The organism is Thermobifida halotolerans, assembly GCF_003574835.2.
GTDB lineage: Bacteria > Actinomycetota > Actinomycetes > Streptosporangiales > Streptosporangiaceae > Thermobifida > Thermobifida halotolerans.
Genome location: NZ_CP063196.1, coordinates 3,209,854 through 3,225,620, shown reverse-complemented (window position 1 = coordinate 3,225,620; position 15,767 = coordinate 3,209,854). Strand labels below are relative to the sequence as shown.

Genomic DNA, 15,767 nt, shown 5'->3' with positions numbered 1-15,767 from the left:
CGGACATGGATAACCGCTTGAGTGAGAGCGCTGAAAATTTCACCTGGCTCGTCTCCAACTTCGTCGCTGAGGTGCCAGGCGTCGAACATGCGATCGTCGTCTCTTCCGATGGCCTGCTGCTGACCGCCTCCCAGGGCTTCCCCGACGAACACGCCGAGCAGCTCGCAGCGATCGCCAGCGGCCTGCAGAGCCTGGCCGAGGGCACCGCCCGGATGTTCGCCAAGGGCGACTCCGAGCAGCTGATTCTGCGTATGAAACGCGGCTTCCTGTTTGTCATGTCCATCAGCGACGGGTCCTCGCTCGCTGTGCTGACCTCCAGGGACGCCGACATGAAGATCGTCGCCTACCAGATGACCCTGCTCGTGGAGAACGCCGGCCACGTGCTCACCCCGCAACTGCGTTCCGAACTGCGCGAGGTCGTTCGCTGACCGGCGCATCGGCACGGACTCTGAAACGATGAAGAGGATGCCACCCCTATGAGGAGTCATCGCAGACGACGGGGAGCACGGATCCGCCCGTACACCTTCACCGGCGGCCGCACCCGGTCGCGCCATCCGCTGATGGTGCAGACGCTGGTCTCGATCGCGGATGAGCGGGCCGAACCTCCGCGCAACCTGATGCCGGAGTCGGAGCGCATCTACCGTCTGTGCGCCCAGGTGCGTTCGGTGGCCGAGATCTCGGCGGAACTGAAGATGCCGTTGGGTGTCACTCAGGTACTCATCAGCGACCTGGCCGACCAGGGACTCGTCTACATCCACCCCACGATCACCGGGCACAGCCCGTCCGAGAACCAAGTGCTGGAAAGGGCGCTCCGTGGACTCGAACGTCTCTTCCAATAAACGCCCGTCCGTGGCGTCGACCAAGATCGTCATCGCGGGAGGCTTCGGCGCCGGCAAGACGACTCTGGTCAGTTCGGTGTCAGAGATCCCGCCGGTCACCACCGAGGCGGTGATGACCGAGGCGAGCATCGCCCATGACGACGTCTCCGCCACGCCGGACAAGGTGACCACCACCGTGGCGATGGACTTCGGCCGCCTCACCCTGGACGACGAGCTGATCATGTACATGTTCGGCACACCGGGGCAGACGCGGTTCTGGTTCATGTGGGACGACCTGGTGCGCGGGGCGATCGGCGCGGTCGTCGTGGTGGACGCCCGCCGCCTGGCCGACTGCTTCGACGCGATCGACTACTTCGAGAAGAAGCAGGACGTCCCCTACATCATCGCGTTGAACAAGTTCGACGGGCAGTTGGACTACACGGTCGAGCAGATCCGCGAGGCCGTCGAGGTCGGCCCCGAGGTCCCGATCGTCGAGTTCGACGCGAGGGACCGGCTGGCCAGCGGCAACGTGCTGAAGCGGCTGCTGCGGTACACGCTGTCGCGTTCGGAGCGTGAACCGGTCGGCTGAGCGCTCCCGGCGTTCCGGCGGCGCCGAGACGCAACCCACCCCTCCTCGGAGTGTCCTCCAAAGGGGGAATGGGTAGGTTTTGGGGCGTTGTGTCCATGGACGGAAGTGAGACCGAACCCATGAGCCAGGCACGGACCACCCCATCGACGCGCTCCGGCGTGCACCGCTTCGCCGGGCCACCGGCCGAGGCGGACCTCGTCTGCTTCATGCACGCCGGAGGACTGCCCACCGTGTACCAGCCCTGGGTCGCCGACGTGGGCGACCGGTACACCGTGTGGGTCGCCACGGTGCGCCACCGCGACCTCCCGGGAGCGGGGCGGGACCTGTGGGCCGAATACGCCCGACGTCAGGCCGACGCGCTGGGCGGGATCGAGGGGCCGCTCACCCTCTACGGGCACAGCATGGGCGCGGTCTCGGCCTACGAGACCGCGCGGGAGCTGTTGGGGCGTGGGCGCGAGGTCGTCCACCTGGTGGTCAGCGGCAGGGACGCCCCGCACCTGCCCACAACCGTGGAACTGCCCGAGGACACGGCCGAACTGGTCCGTGCCGTGGCCGACCGCTACGGCGGCGTCCCCGAGATCCTCCTGGAGGACCCGGAGTTGGCCCGTGTGTTCGGCGAGGACATGCGGGCCGACTTCGAGGCGCTCGCCGCCTACGTGTGGCCCTCCGGCCCCCCGCTGGACATCCCGATCACCGTCGCCGCCGGGGTCGACGACCCGGTGGTCACCGACGAGGGGCTGCGCGCCTGGGCGGAGCACACCACCGGACCGTTCCGGCTGGAGCGGCTGCCCGGCGGCCACTTCTTCGACGACGCCGAGCGTTCGGCACTCCTGGCGCTCCTGGACTGAGCCGCCCCCTCCCTCCCCGGTCGGCCACAGGCGGTGATTCCCCACAGTCCGGCCGGCGGCATAGAGTGTCGCTGGCCCCGAGAGCCGGGGCGTGCGACAACCGGAAGGAACACGATGACACGACGTCGGCTGCTGTGGATCGGCTCCTACACACCCGACTCCGGCATCGTGGGAAGCGCCGCGGGAGTGCAGAGCGTCTGGCTGGACACCGACAGCGGCACCCTGTCCGATGCGGGACTGGCGGCGCCGAGCAGCGGTCCCTCGTTCGTCGTCCGCTCCGCCGACGGCGGAATGGTCTACGCGGTCAACGAGCTCGACACCGGCCGGGTCAGCGGGTTCTCGATCACCGGAGAACGGGAGCTGACGCACCGGGGCGACGCCCCGACCGGCGGCTCCTCCCCGTGCCACCTGCTGGCCCATCCGGCGGGGCGGCACCTGGTCGTCGCCAACTACGGCGACGGAAGCCTCAGCGTGCACCCGATCGGCGCGAACGGCGTTCCACAGGAACCGGTCCAGCGCCTCACCCACACCGGTTCGGGCCCCAACGCCGACCGGCAGGAGGGACCGCACGCCCACAGCGTCTACCTCGCACCGGGCGGCGGCCACCTCCTGGCCGTGGACCTCGGCACCGACGAACTGCGCTGCCTGCCCTTCGACCCCGCCGCCGACCGCCCCGCGGGACCGCAGCACGTCGCGGCCCGGCTCGCCCCGGGAAGCGGTCCGCGCCACCTGGCCGCGCACTCCTCCGGCCACCTGTACGTGGCCGGGGAGCTGGACTCGCGGGTGCACGTCCTGCGGTTCGACGCCGACACCGCCAGGGCCGAGACCGTCGACACCCTGCCCGCGACCAAGGAGCCGGCGGACAACTTCCCGGCGGAGATCGCGCTCTCCCCCGACGAGCGCCGCCTCTACGTCGCCAACCGGGGAGCCGACACCATCGCCACCTTCGAGGTGTCGTCCGACGGCACACGACTGCGCCACCTGGCCGACACGCCGACCGGAGGCGCCTGGCCCCGCCACTTCGCGCAGGTCGGCCGGTACCTCGTGGTCGCCAACCAGAACTCCGCGACACTGACCACGCTTCCGCTGGACCCCGCCGACGGAATCCCCGGCCCGGCCCGCCACACCCTCGACGTCCCCACCCCGGTGTGCGTGCTGCCCGCCTCCGTCGACTGATTCCCCACCCCTCGCACAGAGGGGCGCCACCGTGAGCCACGCCAGGATGTGGCGCGGCTCACCCCTTGGGGGAGGGGGCGGGAGCTTTGGAAGGTCTCCACAAGCTTTGACGGGAGAAAGCTGTTCCAGTCCGCATCTCTGCTGTTCATGGCATAGAGGTCACAATTGGTCTGGAGATTTCCTCCAAAATCCGACAAACGACCGAGGACTGGAACATGACCGTCTCCCAGCCGTCCCCTCCCCGCCACCGCGGACTGAACACGCGCGACCTCGCGCTCATCGCCCTGTTCGCCGCGCTGCTCGCCGCGATGAGCATCGTGCCCGGCATTCCTGTCGGCAGCGCGCCGATCACCCTGCAGACCCTGGTGGTCATGCTGGCCCCCAGCATCCTCGGCTGGAAACGCGGTGTCCTGGCGGTCGTGACCTTCCTCGCACTGGCGGCTGCGGGACTGCCGATCCTGTCCGGCGGCCAGGGGGGACTGGCCGCCTTCGCCGGGGCCACGGGCGGCTTCCTGATCAGCTGGATCTTCGTCGCGCTGTTCATCGGCGCCCTGACCGGGCGCATGCTGCCGAAGTACCGGTTCTGGCCGGGCCTGGCGATCAACCTCACCGGCGGGATCGTGGTGTGCTACCTGATCGGCGGACCCTGGATGGGAGCGGCCGCCGGACTGAGCGTCACGTCCACCCTGTACACCCTGGCCGCCTTCGTGCCCGGCGACGTCGCCAAGGCGGTCCTGGCCACCCTGGTTGCCGCCGGCGTGCACCGGTCCTACCCCGTCCCGCCCGCCGGGAACCGGGTCTCCTGAGCGAGGTCGGAACACATGATCCGGTTGGTGGACGTGACGCACGCCTACGGCGAGCGGGTGGTCGTCGACCACGTCTCACTGGAGTTGGAGGAGCACCGTATCGGGCTGATCGGCGCCAACGGGTCGGGCAAGTCAACCCTGGCCCGGATGCTCAACGGCCTGGTCGTTCCCGATGCGGGCCGGGTGCTCGTGGACGGTCTGGACACCCGCGGACACGCCAGGGAGATCCGGCGGCGGGTCGGATTCGTGTTCTCCGACGCCGACACCCAGATCATCATGCCCACGGTCGCCGAGGACGTGCGGATCGGACTGCGCGGCAGCGGGCTCAGCCGGGCCGAGACCGACGCACGGGTGGACGCGATCCTCGACCGCCACGGTCTGGCCGACCACCGCGACCACCCCGCCCACCTGCTGTCCGGAGGGCAGAAGCAGATGCTGGCGCTGGCCTCGGTCATGGTCACCGAGCCGCGGGTCCTCGTCTGCGACGAGCCCACCACCCTGCTGGACCTGCGCAACGTGCGGGTCATCACCGAGACCCTGCGCGGCCTGGAACAGCAGGTCATCCTGCTGACCCACCACCTCGACACGCTCGTGGGGTTCGACCGGGTACTGGTCATGGACGAGGGAAGGATCGTGTTCGACGGCGAACCGGATGCCGCCGTCAAGTACTACGTCGAGTCGATGGAGCGGCGCCCGTGAACACGGCCGGACTGTACGTCCCGGGGACGTCGTTGCCGTACCGGATGACGGCGGGCGGCAAGCTGCTCGTCCTGCTGGCCGTGATCACCGTGCTGCTGGTGCTGGGCAACCCGTGGGTGTCCCTGGGCGCCGCGGTCGCGGTCGTGCTGCTGTACGCGGTGTTCGGCCTGGCCGGACACCTGTGGCACGCCTTCCGGCCGGTGCTGCTCTTCCTCGCGGCCGTCGGGGTCTTCCACGTCCTCTTCAACGACGTGGAGACGGCGGTCCGGGTGTGCGCCCAACTCGCCGCGGCCGTGCTGCTGGCCGGGCTGGTCACCCGCACCACACGGGTCAGCGAGATGCTCGACCTGTTCGAGCGGCTGGCCCGGCCGCTGCGGGTCGTGGGCGTGCGTTCGGAGCGGGTGGCGCTGGTACTGGCGCTGACCATCCGCTGCGTCCCGCTGGTGGCCGAGTCGTGGCGCTCCTCGCGCGAGGCGTACATGGCCCGCGGGTTGAGGGGAGGAGCCCACCGCATGGTCGTGCCGGTCATCGTGAACCTGATCCGCTCCTCCGAGGCGCTCGGCGCGGCGATGAACGCCCGGGGCGTCGACTAGCCCCTCCAGCGGGAGAGCCCGCCGGCAACCGGTCGGGACCCGGGGGAGCCTGTGGTCGGCAAGATCAAGAAGATGTTTCCGCGCGTGATCATCCGGCTCCGGTGTGGCATGGTTGGGAGCACCAGTCCGCGATCAGCGGCACCCGGTTTTCTTGCGCGAAGGCATTCGGCATGCAGAAGCGTTCGATGACGCCCGCCCACCCGCCCGCGCCGCTGCGCACGGCGTTCCTGGCGGCGTTGGTCTTCCTGCTCACCTCGACGGTGCTCGCGGTGTTCTCGCCCGAGGAGCCCCGCACCCGGGGGAGCGCCGCCCCCGCGGCGCCGCGCCCGGAGAGACCACCGGCGACGCCGGAGCCCGAACAGCGGCTTCCGCCGCTGTCCGACGCCGACCGCGAACGGCTCGACCGCTCCCTGGACGAATACCTCGAAGAACAGGAGTGCCGACTCTCGATCGCACTGCACGACCTGCGCCGCGGCGCCATCTACTCCTACGCGCCGCAGGAGACCTACATCACCGCGAGCCTGGTCAAACTCAACATCCTCGTGCTGCTCCTGCTCCAGGCGGACGACGGGGGACGCGAACTCTCCGCGTCCGAACACGCGCTGGCCTCCTCGATGATCCGCTACAGCGACAACGACGCCACCGACGAACTGTACGCGCGCATCGGCTTCGACCAGGGATTCGCCGAGGGCAACAGACGGCTCGGACTGCGCGGCACCGAAGCCGGAGGAGGGGGTGTCTGGGGCGCCACCCGGACCACCACCACCGACCAGATCCGGCTGCTGCGCGTCGTCTTCACCGACGTGAGCCCGCTGTCCGAGCGCAGCCGCCGGTACGCGCGGGAACTGCTGGGTGCTGTCGCTCCGGAGCAGGCGTGGGGGGTGTCGGTCGCCGCGGCCGAGGGCGACACGGTGGAGTTGAAGAACGGCTGGGTGCCGCGGAGCACCGACGGGAACCGGTGGGCCGTCACCAGCGCGGGCCGCGTCGCGGGCGCCGACCACGAGTACCTCATCGCGGTGCTGTCCGACCACCACCGCGACTACTTCAGTGGAATCGAGTGCGTCGAACACGTCGTCACCGAGGTCGTCACCGCACTGGAGGGCGGGGACTGGGTCTGAGGGAGGAGTTCCCGGACAGCCCCGGGCCGGGCTCTTCGGAACCTCCCCCTCAACTCCCCGGCACCGGAGGTCCCGGGGCCCTTCCGGTCAGGGGGCGGGAGGCAGGTCCACCAGTTCGGCGATCCTGCCGCGGTGGCGGTCGGCCGTGCCCAGGGCGATGGAGGCGCTCTTGGCCCGCTTCAGGTACAGGTGGACCGGATGCTCCCAGGTGAAGCCGATGCCTCCGTGCATCTGCACCGCCTCCTCCGCCGCGGTGACCGCCACCCCGGACACGAACGCCTGGGCCAGGGCCGCGGCCAGCGGCGCGTCCGGACTTCCGGAGGCCACCGCGCCGGCCGCGTTGCGGACCACCGCCCGGGCCTGGGAGATCGAGACCCACAGGTCGGCGAGTCGGTGCTTGAGTGCCTGGAAGGAACCGAGGGGACGGCCGAACTGGGTGCGCTCCTTGAGGTGGTCGACCGTTGTCCGCAACGCCCACTCGGCCACGCCGAGCTGCTCGGCCGACAGCAGTGCCGCGCCCGCGACAAGAGCGGACTCCACAGCGCCGACCGCCCGGTCCCCCGACGCCACCGCGACCGCCGGAGCCCCGGCCAGCCGCACCTCGGTCAACGGCCGGGTCAGGTCCAGGCTCACCACCGGGGTGCGCACCGTCTCCTCGGCCGCCACCAGGTGCAGGCCGGGGCCGTCCGCGCCGACGGCCGGGACCACCAGGACGTCGGCGTTGAGCGCGTCGACCACGCCGGGGACGGTCCCGGTCAGCGTCCGGTCCCCGGCGCGTACCAGGGCGGGGAAGGCCGAACCGGGGGCGGTGGACAACGGCACCGCCAGGGTGGCCGTGCGCCTGCCCTCGGCCAGGTCGCTCACCAGCGATCGGACCTCCTCGTCCGCGTCCACCGCGGTCAGGGCGGAGGCGGCCAGCACGGCGCTGCCCAGGAACGGCACCGGTGCCACGGCGCGTCCCAGCTCCTCGGCGACCATCGAGCTCTCGCGCCATGTCGCTCCGGCGCCGCCCAGCTCCTCCGCGATCGGCAGCCCGGCGACGCCCATGGCCGCGAGCTCCCGCCACAGCGCGAGGTCGGTGACCTCGGCCGCGTCGTTCTCCACCCGTCCCAGCACCGACTGCCACGGGCACCTGGCGGCCAGCAGCTCCCGCACGCCGGCGCGCAGCTCCTGCTCGATGTCGCTGTACAGCAGGTTCGGCTCGGATTCGCTCACCTGGGTAGGTCCTTCCACGCGACGTTCTTGTCGACCCGGGGCTCGGCGGGCAGCCCCAGGACGCGTTCGGCGATGATGGTGCGCAGGATCTCCGAGGTGCCGCCCTCGATCGAGTTGCCCCTGGTACGCAGGTAGTGGAAACCCGCGCCGCGACGCAGCGGGTCCTGCCCCTCGGGACGGCGGAACGTCCAGTCGTCGTAGGCGAGCCCCTCGGTACCCAGGAGTTCCAGTTCCAGACCGGAGATGCGCTGGTTGAGCTCGGCGAAGGAGAGCTTGGCGGCCGATCCCTCCGGGCCGGGCTGGCCGACCGCCATCTGCTGACGCAGCCGCTCCTTGGTGAGCCGGGCCGCCTCCGCGGCCACCCACAGCTTCAGCAGCTCCTCGTGCAGTCCGCGGGTGCGCAGTTCGGGGCGGGTGCGCCACAGTTCGCTGACGACCCCGACCAGTCCGCCCTCACGGGGCTCCGGGCGGCCGCCGATGGAGACCCGTTCGTTCATCAGGGTCGTCTGCGCGACCTTCCAGCCCGCACCGACCTCACCGAGCCGCAGGCTGTCGGGCAGCCGCACGCCGTCGAGGTAGACCTCGTTGAACTCGGCCTCCCCGGTGAGCTGGCGCAACGGGCGCACGTCCACGCCGGGGGCGGTCATGTCGCAGACGAAGTAGGTCAGTCCGCGGTGCTTGGGCACGTCCGGGTCGGTGCGGGCCAGCAGGATGGCCCAGCGCGCCCGGTGCGCCATCGAGGTCCACACCTTCTGACCGTCGACCACCCAGGAGTCGCCGTCCCTGACCGCGCGGGTTCCCACGGCGGCCAGGTCCGATCCGGCCCCGGGTTCGCTGAACAGCTGGCACCAGACCTCCTCACCGGTGTAGAGGGGTTTGAGGAACCGCCTCCGCTGCTGCTCGGTGCCGAAGGCCACGATGGTGGGGGCGGCCATGCCCAGCCCGATGGACAGGCCGTCGCGGTGGGTGGGGACGGAGCCGAGGCGTTCGAACTCCGCGTCGACGACGGTCTGCAGGGCGCGGGGCGCACCCAGGCCGCCCGCTCCCGGCGGGAAGTGCACCCAGGCCAGGCCCGCGTCGAAACGGGCGGCGAGGAACTCGGTCTGCTCGGTGGTGGCGGGATCGTGTGCCGCGACGAGGTCGGCGACCCGCTTGCGCAGGTCCGCGGCGTCCGGCGGTGCGCCGTTGGTCGTTGTCACGACAGAACCTTCCTGGAGGCTGCTGGCGGTGTGCGGATCGTCGTGGACGGGACGGCCCGCCGTCCCGTCCACGACGGCGGCTCAGTCCAGCGGGCCGCCGGCGACGTAGATGACCTGGCCGGACACGTATCCGGCCTCCTCGCTGGCGAGGAAGGCGACGGTGGCGGCGATGTCCTCGGGGACACCCACCCGGCGCACCGGGACCTGGGCGGCGCGGGCGGCCTTGAACTCCTCGAAGTCCATGCCGACCCGTTCGGCGGTGGCCCGGGTCATCTCGGTGGCGATGAAGCCGGGGGCGACGGCGTTGGCGGTGATCCCGAACTTGCCGAGTTCGATCGCCAGGGTCTTGGTGAAGCCCTGCATGCCCGCCTTGGCCGCGGAGTAGTTGGCCTGGCCGCGGTTGCCCAGCGCGGAGCTGCTGGAGAGGTTGACGATGCGGCCCCAGCCCTGCTCGGTCATGTACGCCTGGGCCGCCCGCGACATCAGAAACGCGCCGCGCAGGTGGACCCGCAGCACGGTGTCCCAGTCGTCGTCGGTCATCTTGAACAGCAGGTTGTCGCGGATCACGCCGGCGTTGTTCACCAGGATGGCCGGCGGGCCGAGCCGTTCGGCGGTCGTCCTGACCGCGGCGTCCACCTGCTCGGTGTCGCTCACGTCCGCGCCGAGCGCGATCGCCCTGCCTCCTGCCTCGGTGATCGCGTCCACGGTGGCCTTGGCACTGTCCTCGGTGAGGTCGAGCACCGCGACGGAGTGCCCTTCGGCGGCCAGCCGCTGTGCGGTGGCGGCGCCGATTCCACGGGCCGCTCCCGTGACGATCGCGACGCGAGGGGTCTGGGACATGGTGTCTCCTCCAAGTGACAATCGGTGAACCGGTCCGGGCCCGGGCCGTCCAGTGCGCGGTCGAGGCGATCCTAACCATTCTTACCGACTAGGTGGTATGCCGGGGTCTGTCGTCAGTGTCCGGGACTGTCCGGGGGTGCGGCCCGGTGGAGCGCCGGGATGTCCGGTGACCGACCGGTGGCCGCGAGTGTCGCGTTGAGGTTGCCCGCCGTCTCCACGGTATGAAGATGGGTGGGGTTTTCCCAGGTCACACTGGCGCGGCCGAGAATTCTCCCGGACCTCTCCGGGAGTGGGGCAGAATCGCGGTCTTTTTTGTCCGCACTTCAACTGATAGAAGGGCGTGAATGTTCTAGGATGCCTCTCAAGAGGCTCGTGCACGTGCATTCGGCCCTTGCATTTGCATAGTCCTCAGACCTGTGGCGATCGAGACGACGGCAAGGGGATCGCGGTGACCGGACATTCTGCCCAGGAGTCTGTCAGGGGGGCGCCGGGACGGGAGTCGGCGTCATCGCCGACTCTCGACGTGGCGGCGCGCGCCTGGTGGCTTCCCGCGCTGCGCAACGGCATGCCCTGCTGGAGTTCCTGTTCGGGAACGGCCAGCCACGACAGTCTGCTGTGGAGCCTGGATCCCGACTACGGCGCGGTGAAGATCGCGCGCGATCTCACCATGGCCACGTTGCGCGACTGGGGAATGGCCCGCTACGCCGGCGACGTGGAACTCGTCGTCTCCGAACTCGTCACCAACGCGCTGCGGCACGCCGGGGTCCGCCTCGACGGGGCGGGGGAGAGCGTGATCCAGCTCAGCGCGATGCGGCGGGGCATGGAGTTGATCTGCGCGGTCCGTGACGGCAGCGACCGACTGCCGATACGCAGGGAGCCCGACTTCATGGCCGAGACCGGGCGGGGACTGCACCTGGTCTCCTGCTTCAGCCGCGGTTGGGGAGCGGTGCCGACCGCTGTGGGCGGCAAATTCGTGTGGGCGCTTTTCAGCTGATCCGCAAAGCTTCGACGCCGCTCGGGGAAAAGCGGTCTGTCCGTTATGTGGGACTATCGGATGATCCGCAGGCTGGAAGGCCACGAAACCCGGTTCTCTCCGGCGATATCGTGTAACCATTGGAAACGGCACGACGGAACGGCTGTCCAGGAGACACCGGTTGCGACGAGGCACAGAGGGTGGGGAGGCAGGAGCGGTGAGCGTGGCTCAACCAGAGCCGGGAAGCGGCCCGACTGTCCGTCGAATACTGCTCGGGTACCAGCTCCGCCAGTTGCGTGAGTCCAAGGGGATCTCCCGAGCGGACGCCGCCTACAAGATCCGCGGTTCCGAGTCCAAGATCAGCCGTGTCGAGCTGGGGCGTGTCGGTTTCAAGATCCGCGACGTCGAGGACCTGTTGACCTTCTACGGGGTCGAGGACCCCGCGGTTCGTTCCTCGTTTCTCACCCTGGCCCGTGAGGCCAACGAGCCCGGTTGGTGGCAGAAGTACGGGGAGTCCCTGCCCGTCTGGTTCCAGTCCTACGTGGGCATGGAGGAGGCCGCCACCCAGCTGCGCGTCTATGAGACCCAGTTCGTTCCGGGACTGCTGCAGACCGAGGACTACGCCCGCGAGGTCATCACCCGGGGCGGCAAGCGGAAGCTGGACGAGACCGCCAAGAACCGGATCGCCACGCGGATGCGCCGCCAGGAGCGCATCCGCACCAACCGGAACGTGAAGCTCTGGGTGATCATCGACGAGCCCGCTGTGCGGCGTCCCGTGGGCAATGCTGCAATCATGCGGGCGCAATTGCAGCATTTGCGGCAACTCAGTGATGAACCCAACATCACGTTGCAGATCGTCCCGTTCCACCAGGGCGTGTTCGCGGCCGAGACCGGGTCGTTCACGATCCTGCGCTATCCGGAGTACGACCTGCCCGACGTCGTCTACGTGGAGCAGCTCACCGGTGGCATCTTCCAGGAGAAGCGCTCCGACGTCGAGCAGTACACGATGGCCCTCGAGTGGCTGGCGGTCGTCGCCGAACGCCCCGAGCAGACCCGGCATCTTCTGCAGCAGATGATCGGGGAACTGGGCGGCTGAGCCCGCTCCACCGCGGTGCGCCCACGCAAGAAGGCCCCTGTGCGCGTCTCGCACGGGGCCCCGGTGGCGGCTGACTAGCCGAGCAGGTTGTCGAAGTCGCCGTCCTTGGCGCCCAGGATCAGGGCGTTGATCTCGGCCTGGGTGTAGACCAGGGCCGGCCCGTCGGGGAAGCGCGAATTGCGCACGGCGATGGAACCGTCCGAGAGCCTGGCCATCTCCACGCAGTTGCCGATCGAGTTGCTGCGGCGGCTCTTCTGCCAGGTGAGGTCGCCCAGGTCGGCGGCGGAGATGCCGTTGTAAGCGTTCACGTACATGCTCCCTCTGTCATCTTTGGTGCGGGATTACTGCGATGCGCATGCCATTGCACCTTCAAATGCACGTGCATCCGCACCGGATTTTGCTCAGGATATCGCATGAGCATGTGAGTTCCCCGTGAAACACCTGGGACGCCGACACGATTCGGCGGCCCCTGCCGTGGAGTGCGGGGCCGCCGTTGCGGATATTCAATGACAGAAGCTGACAAAACTGACAGAGGGGTGGTCGCGGAGCGACCCGATTGTTACCCGGGGCGGTGCGGCGCCCAGGGGCTCGGAGGTGCTCCGGGCAGGTCGAGAAGGTTCAGGAGCACTCCAGTGCGGTGGTGAGAGCGTCCAGATTCGCCCGCATGACGGACGGATAGTCGGTTCCCGGAGACTCCTCCGTGAGACTTTCCAGGGGGTCCAGGACCGCGATCCCGATCCCGGCCTCGTCCGCGACGGTCTCGGCGAGGGACGGGCTCTCCAGGGGAGAGGTGAAGATCGTCGTGGCGCCGTGCTCCTCGACGGCGTGCACCACCTCGGCGATCTGCGCGGGAGAGGGCTCCGCGTGGGAGTCGGCGCCGGTGACGCTGATCTGTTCCAGGCCGTGGGCCTCCGCCAGATACCCGAAGGCGGCGTGGGTGACCACCAGCTCGCGCCGCTCGCACCCGGCCAGCCCGTCGCCGTAGGCGCTCCCCAGTTCGGCCAGCTCCGCGACGACCGCGTCGTGGTTGTCCCGGTAGGTCGCCGCGCTGTCGGGGTCTGCCTCGCTCAGCCGGTCGGTCAGCTCCCCGGCGACGGCGGTCATACGGTCGGTGTCCAGCCACAGATGCGGGTCCGTGCCGCCGTGCTCCTCTTCCGCGTGGCCTTCCTCCGCGTGTTCCTCCTCGGAGTGGCCTTCCTCCGAGTGCTCCTCGTGGCCGTCCTCGGGGATCTGCAGCAGATCGACCACCTCGGCCGCGTCGAGGGCGCTGTCTTCGGCGTGCTGGGCGACCGCCTCGTCGACGGCGGGTTGCATCCCCCCGATGTGGACGACCAGGTCGGCGTCGCCGATCGTGCCGATCTGGCGGGGACTCAGCTCCGCTTCGTGCGGGTCCGTGCCGGCCTCCGTGAGATTGGTGACCGTGACCCCCTCGCCTCCGATTCGGGAGGCCAGCCATTCCAGCGGGTAGACGCTGGTGACCACCTGGACCCCGGAGTCCTCACCGGCGGTGTCGCCCGCGCATCCGCCCAGGGCGGCCAACAGCACTCCTGCGGCACCGACCGCGGTCACTTTTGTTGAGATTCCAGCTCGCATGGAACCATCATCACGAAAGTGAAAACCATTGTCAATTTGGAGTTATGTCCACTTTGGGGCTACTTCAGCTCGGCGAACCTCTCCACGTCGTTGGTCTTGCCCGCGACGATGATGATGTCGCCCTTCTGGGGCACGGTGTCCGCGGTGGCGTAGGTGAACGACTCGCCGTGCCGCTTGATGGACACCACGGTGATGCCGTGGGCCGAACGCACGCCGGTCTCACCGAGCTTGCGGCCGAGGATCTCCTTGGGAGCGCGGGTCGTGCCGAGGGCGAAGTTCTCCTCGATCTCGACGTAGTCCAGCATCCGCCCCGACAACAGGTGGGCCACGCGCTCCCCCATGTCGTGCTCGGGCAGCACCACGTGGTGGGCGCCGATCTGCTGGAGGATGCGGCCGTGGCGCCGGTTGATCGCCTTGGCCCAGATGTTCGGCACCCCCATGTCCACCAGCAGGGACGTGGTGAGGATGCTCTCCTCCAGGTGGCTGCCGATGGCCACGACCGCGCGGGAGAACTCGTGCGCGCCGATCTGGCGCAGCGCCTCGTCGTCGGTGGTGTCGGCGACCACGGTGTGGGTGAGGGTGTCGGCGTAGGACTGGACCCGTCGCGGGTTGCTGTCCACGCCCAGCACCTCCCACCCGTGGGCGACCAGCTCCTCGGAGAGCGAGCCGCCGAACCGGCCAAGGCCGATGACGAGTACCCGTCTGTCGTTCGTCGTGCTGCGGGGCACTGCTTCTCCTCGTGGTGTCAGCCGATGACGGGGCGGCCTTCGGGCAGATCGTAACGCCGGGTGCGCTCGCGCAGCGCCAGAGCGGAGGCGAAGGTGATCGGGCCGATGCGTCCCGCGAACATCAGTATGGTCAACAGAACCTGGGCGTGCGGTGGCAGGTCGGGGGTGATCCCGGTGGACAGGCCCACCACCGCGGAGGCCGAGACCACCTCGAACAGGATCTCCTGGAGCGTGTGGGCGGTGGTGGCGGTCAGGTAGATCGTCGCGAAGGCGACCACCGTCATCGACAGGAAGGTCAGGCTGAGCGCCTGGCGGATCGTTCCGTAGGAGAGCCTGCGGCCGAAGGCGTGCACATGCGGGTGGCCCCGGACCTCGGCCCACACCACGAACCAGATCACCGCGAACGTGCTGGTCTTGATGCCTCCGGCGGTTCCGGCGCTGCCGCCGCCCACGAACATCAGCATGATGATGACGAACAGGGTGTGCGACTCCATGGCGCCCACGTCCACCACGTTGAACCCGCCGCTGCGCGGCATAATTCCGTGGAAGGCTCCGTCGAGCAGCTTCTGCGGCCAGGGCATCGGGCCCAGGGTCGCGGGGTTGCCCCACTCCAGCACGGTCACCGCGACCATGCCGCCTCCGAACAGCAGGAGCGAGGTCCACACGGTCATCTTGGAGTGCAGACTCCACCGCCGGGGGGTGCGCAGGTGCCTGCGCAGCTCCAGCAGGACCGGGAAGCCCAGACCGCCCAGGATCGTGGCCAACGCGACCGGCAGCAGGATCAGCGGGTCGCCGGAGAAGCGGGTGAGGCTGTCGCTGTAGATGGACAGCCCGGCGTTGTTGAAGGCCGACACCGAGTGGAAGACGCCGCTGTAGAGCGCCGCGCCAGGTGTCATCCCGTGCGCCAGCCACATCCGGGGAACCAGGATGGCCGCGAGCACGGCCTCGCAGGTGAGGCTCGTCGCCACGATGCGCAGCACGATCCCGCGGGCGTCACCCACGTTGAGGGTGCGCTGCTCGCTGTGCACCGACAGTTGCAGGCGCATACCGAAGCGCCGGATGACCACGATGCCCAGCACCGAGGCCATCGTCATGATGCCGATGCCGCCGATCTGGATCAGGGACAGGATGACGACCTCGCCGAAGGTGGACCAGTGCGCGCCTATGTCGACCACGCTCAGTCCCGCCACACACAGCGAGGTCGTCGCGGTGAACAGCGCCTCGACCAGGGTGACGTCCGGAACCTGGTGGGAGACGGGCAGTGCCAGCAGGCCGGTGCCGAGAACGATCACCGAGGCGAACAGCAGCACCAGCAGCCGGGCGGGCCTGCGCCAGAGCATCCGGGACACGTTGGCGCCGCGCTCGACGACACCGGACGGGACACGACGAAACAGCCGCAGACTCCAACTGCGCAGACCCCGTAATCTCTCCCACATCGTCAGTTCGCCGTCCTAACCAGCGATCGCCGGACGCGAT

Annotated in this window: 18 protein-coding genes; 11 read left to right on the top strand and 7 right to left on the bottom strand. The window is 69.4% G+C overall.

The features are described 5' to 3' along the window. Nucleotides 1–5: 5 nt before the first annotated feature. From NI17_RS14455 to NI17_RS14415, 9 genes are all read left to right on the top strand, one after another. Entirely contained in the window at nt 6–428 is a 423-nt protein-coding gene (locus NI17_RS14455) for a roadblock/LC7 domain-containing protein (RefSeq protein ID WP_068688576.1), read from the top strand. 48 nt (nt 429–476) lie between these two features. Continuing rightward, complete coding sequence (locus NI17_RS14450; protein WP_084012428.1) at nt 477–839, top strand: DUF742 domain-containing protein; 363 nt, start codon at nt 477–479, stop codon at nt 837–839. 10 nt (nt 840–849) lie between these two features. Beyond that, nucleotides 850–1,407, top strand: coding sequence for a GTP-binding protein (locus NI17_RS14445; protein WP_068688580.1), 558 nt, complete (start codon nt 850–852; stop codon nt 1,405–1,407). Between the two features lie 119 nt (nt 1,408–1,526). After that, nucleotides 1,527–2,255 carry a thioesterase II family protein gene (locus NI17_RS14440; RefSeq protein ID WP_068689098.1) on the top strand — a complete coding sequence of 243 codons (729 nt, stop codon included), beginning with the start codon at nt 1,527–1,529 and terminating at the stop codon, nt 2,253–2,255. 114 nt (nt 2,256–2,369) lie between these two features. Next, nucleotides 2,370–3,431, top strand: a complete 1,062-nt coding sequence (locus NI17_RS14435; RefSeq protein ID WP_068688582.1) for a lactonase family protein — start codon at nt 2,370–2,372, stop codon at nt 3,429–3,431. Between the two features lie 215 nt (nt 3,432–3,646). After that, nucleotides 3,647–4,237 (top strand): biotin transporter BioY, encoded by a 591-nt coding sequence (locus NI17_RS14430; protein ID WP_068688584.1) that lies wholly within the window; start codon nt 3,647–3,649, stop codon nt 4,235–4,237. Nucleotides 4,238–4,252: 15 nt separating this feature from the next. Beyond that, nucleotides 4,253–4,936, top strand: a complete 684-nt coding sequence (locus tag NI17_RS14425) for an energy-coupling factor ABC transporter ATP-binding protein (protein ID WP_068688586.1) — start codon at nt 4,253–4,255, stop codon at nt 4,934–4,936. Next, nucleotides 4,933–5,529, top strand: a complete 597-nt coding sequence (locus NI17_RS14420) for an energy-coupling factor transporter transmembrane component T family protein (protein ID WP_068688588.1) — start codon at nt 4,933–4,935, stop codon at nt 5,527–5,529. The genes NI17_RS14425 and NI17_RS14420 overlap by 4 nt, the downstream gene beginning before the upstream one ends. A 170-nt stretch (nt 5,530–5,699) precedes the next feature. Beyond that, nucleotides 5,700–6,647: a serine hydrolase gene (locus NI17_RS14415; protein WP_068688590.1), complete on the top strand. Its 948-nt coding sequence runs from the start codon at nt 5,700–5,702 to the stop codon at nt 6,645–6,647. A gap of 87 nt (nt 6,648–6,734) precedes the next feature. Here the strand turns inward: NI17_RS14415 and NI17_RS14410 are convergent, their stop codons facing one another. From NI17_RS14410 to fabG, 3 genes are all read right to left on the bottom strand, one after another. After that, nucleotides 6,735–7,862, bottom strand: a complete 1,128-nt coding sequence (locus NI17_RS14410; RefSeq protein WP_068688592.1) for an acyl-CoA dehydrogenase family protein — start codon at nt 7,860–7,862, stop codon at nt 6,735–6,737. Further along, the gene (locus tag NI17_RS14405) at nt 7,859–9,061 is read right to left on the bottom strand and encodes an acyl-CoA dehydrogenase family protein (RefSeq protein WP_068688593.1); all 1,203 of its coding nucleotides are present in this window, start codon (nt 9,059–9,061) and stop codon (nt 7,859–7,861) included. The genes NI17_RS14410 and NI17_RS14405 overlap by 4 nt, the downstream gene beginning before the upstream one ends. 81 nt (nt 9,062–9,142) lie before the next feature. After that, nucleotides 9,143–9,901 (bottom strand): 3-oxoacyl-ACP reductase FabG, encoded by a 759-nt coding sequence (fabG, locus tag NI17_RS14400; protein ID WP_068688595.1) that lies wholly within the window; start codon nt 9,899–9,901, stop codon nt 9,143–9,145. Between the two features lie 448 nt (nt 9,902–10,349). Here fabG and NI17_RS14395 point away from each other — a divergent pair, with 448 nt between their 5' ends. Continuing rightward, entirely contained in the window at nt 10,350–10,895 is a 546-nt protein-coding gene (locus NI17_RS14395) for an ATP-binding protein (protein WP_234401694.1), read from the top strand. A 196-nt stretch (nt 10,896–11,091) separates the two neighbouring features. Continuing rightward, nucleotides 11,092–11,970, top strand: a complete 879-nt coding sequence (locus NI17_RS14390) for a helix-turn-helix domain-containing protein (protein WP_068688599.1) — start codon at nt 11,092–11,094, stop codon at nt 11,968–11,970. A 74-nt stretch (nt 11,971–12,044) separates the two neighbouring features. Here the strand turns inward: NI17_RS14390 and NI17_RS14385 are convergent, their stop codons facing one another. The 4 genes from NI17_RS14385 to NI17_RS14370 form a co-directional block, all read right to left on the bottom strand. Further along, nucleotides 12,045–12,278 (bottom strand): DUF397 domain-containing protein, encoded by a 234-nt coding sequence (locus NI17_RS14385; RefSeq protein WP_068689100.1) that lies wholly within the window; start codon nt 12,276–12,278, stop codon nt 12,045–12,047. Nucleotides 12,279–12,588: 310 nt separating this feature from the next. Further along, entirely contained in the window at nt 12,589–13,563 is a 975-nt protein-coding gene (locus tag NI17_RS14380) for a metal ABC transporter substrate-binding protein (RefSeq protein WP_068688601.1), read from the bottom strand. A 59-nt stretch (nt 13,564–13,622) separates the two neighbouring features. Next, nucleotides 13,623–14,291, bottom strand: coding sequence for a potassium channel family protein (locus NI17_RS14375; RefSeq protein ID WP_068688603.1), 669 nt, complete (start codon nt 14,289–14,291; stop codon nt 13,623–13,625). A gap of 17 nt (nt 14,292–14,308) precedes the next feature. After that, a complete protein-coding gene (locus NI17_RS14370) occupies nt 14,309–15,727 on the bottom strand; it encodes a TrkH family potassium uptake protein (RefSeq protein WP_068688605.1) in 1,419 nt (472 codons plus the stop codon). Between the last annotated feature and the right edge of the window lie 40 nt (nt 15,728–15,767).

What these genes read in the sequence shown, in the direction of transcription:
- NI17_RS14380 (WP_068688601.1), bottom strand. Translation starts at nt 13,563, where the DNA reads ATGCGAGCTGGAATCTCAACAAAAGTGACCGCGGTCGGTGCCGCAGGA.
- NI17_RS14370 (WP_068688605.1), bottom strand. Translation starts at nt 15,727, where the DNA reads ATGTGGGAGAGATTACGGGGTCTGCGCAGTTGGAGTCTGCGGCTGTTT.
- NI17_RS14435 (WP_068688582.1), top strand. Translation starts at nt 2,370, where the DNA reads ATGACACGACGTCGGCTGCTGTGGATCGGCTCCTACACACCCGACTCC.
- fabG (WP_068688595.1), bottom strand. Translation starts at nt 9,901, where the DNA reads ATGTCCCAGACCCCTCGCGTCGCGATCGTCACGGGAGCGGCCCGTGGA.
- NI17_RS14440 (WP_068689098.1), top strand. Translation starts at nt 1,527, where the DNA reads ATGAGCCAGGCACGGACCACCCCATCGACGCGCTCCGGCGTGCACCGC.
- NI17_RS14430 (WP_068688584.1), top strand. Translation starts at nt 3,647, where the DNA reads ATGACCGTCTCCCAGCCGTCCCCTCCCCGCCACCGCGGACTGAACACG.
- NI17_RS14450 (WP_084012428.1), top strand. Translation starts at nt 477, where the DNA reads ATGAGGAGTCATCGCAGACGACGGGGAGCACGGATCCGCCCGTACACC.
- NI17_RS14415 (WP_068688590.1), top strand. Translation starts at nt 5,700, where the DNA reads ATGCAGAAGCGTTCGATGACGCCCGCCCACCCGCCCGCGCCGCTGCGC.
- NI17_RS14425 (WP_068688586.1), top strand. Translation starts at nt 4,253, where the DNA reads ATGATCCGGTTGGTGGACGTGACGCACGCCTACGGCGAGCGGGTGGTC.
- NI17_RS14455 (WP_068688576.1), top strand. Translation starts at nt 6, where the DNA reads ATGGATAACCGCTTGAGTGAGAGCGCTGAAAATTTCACCTGGCTCGTC.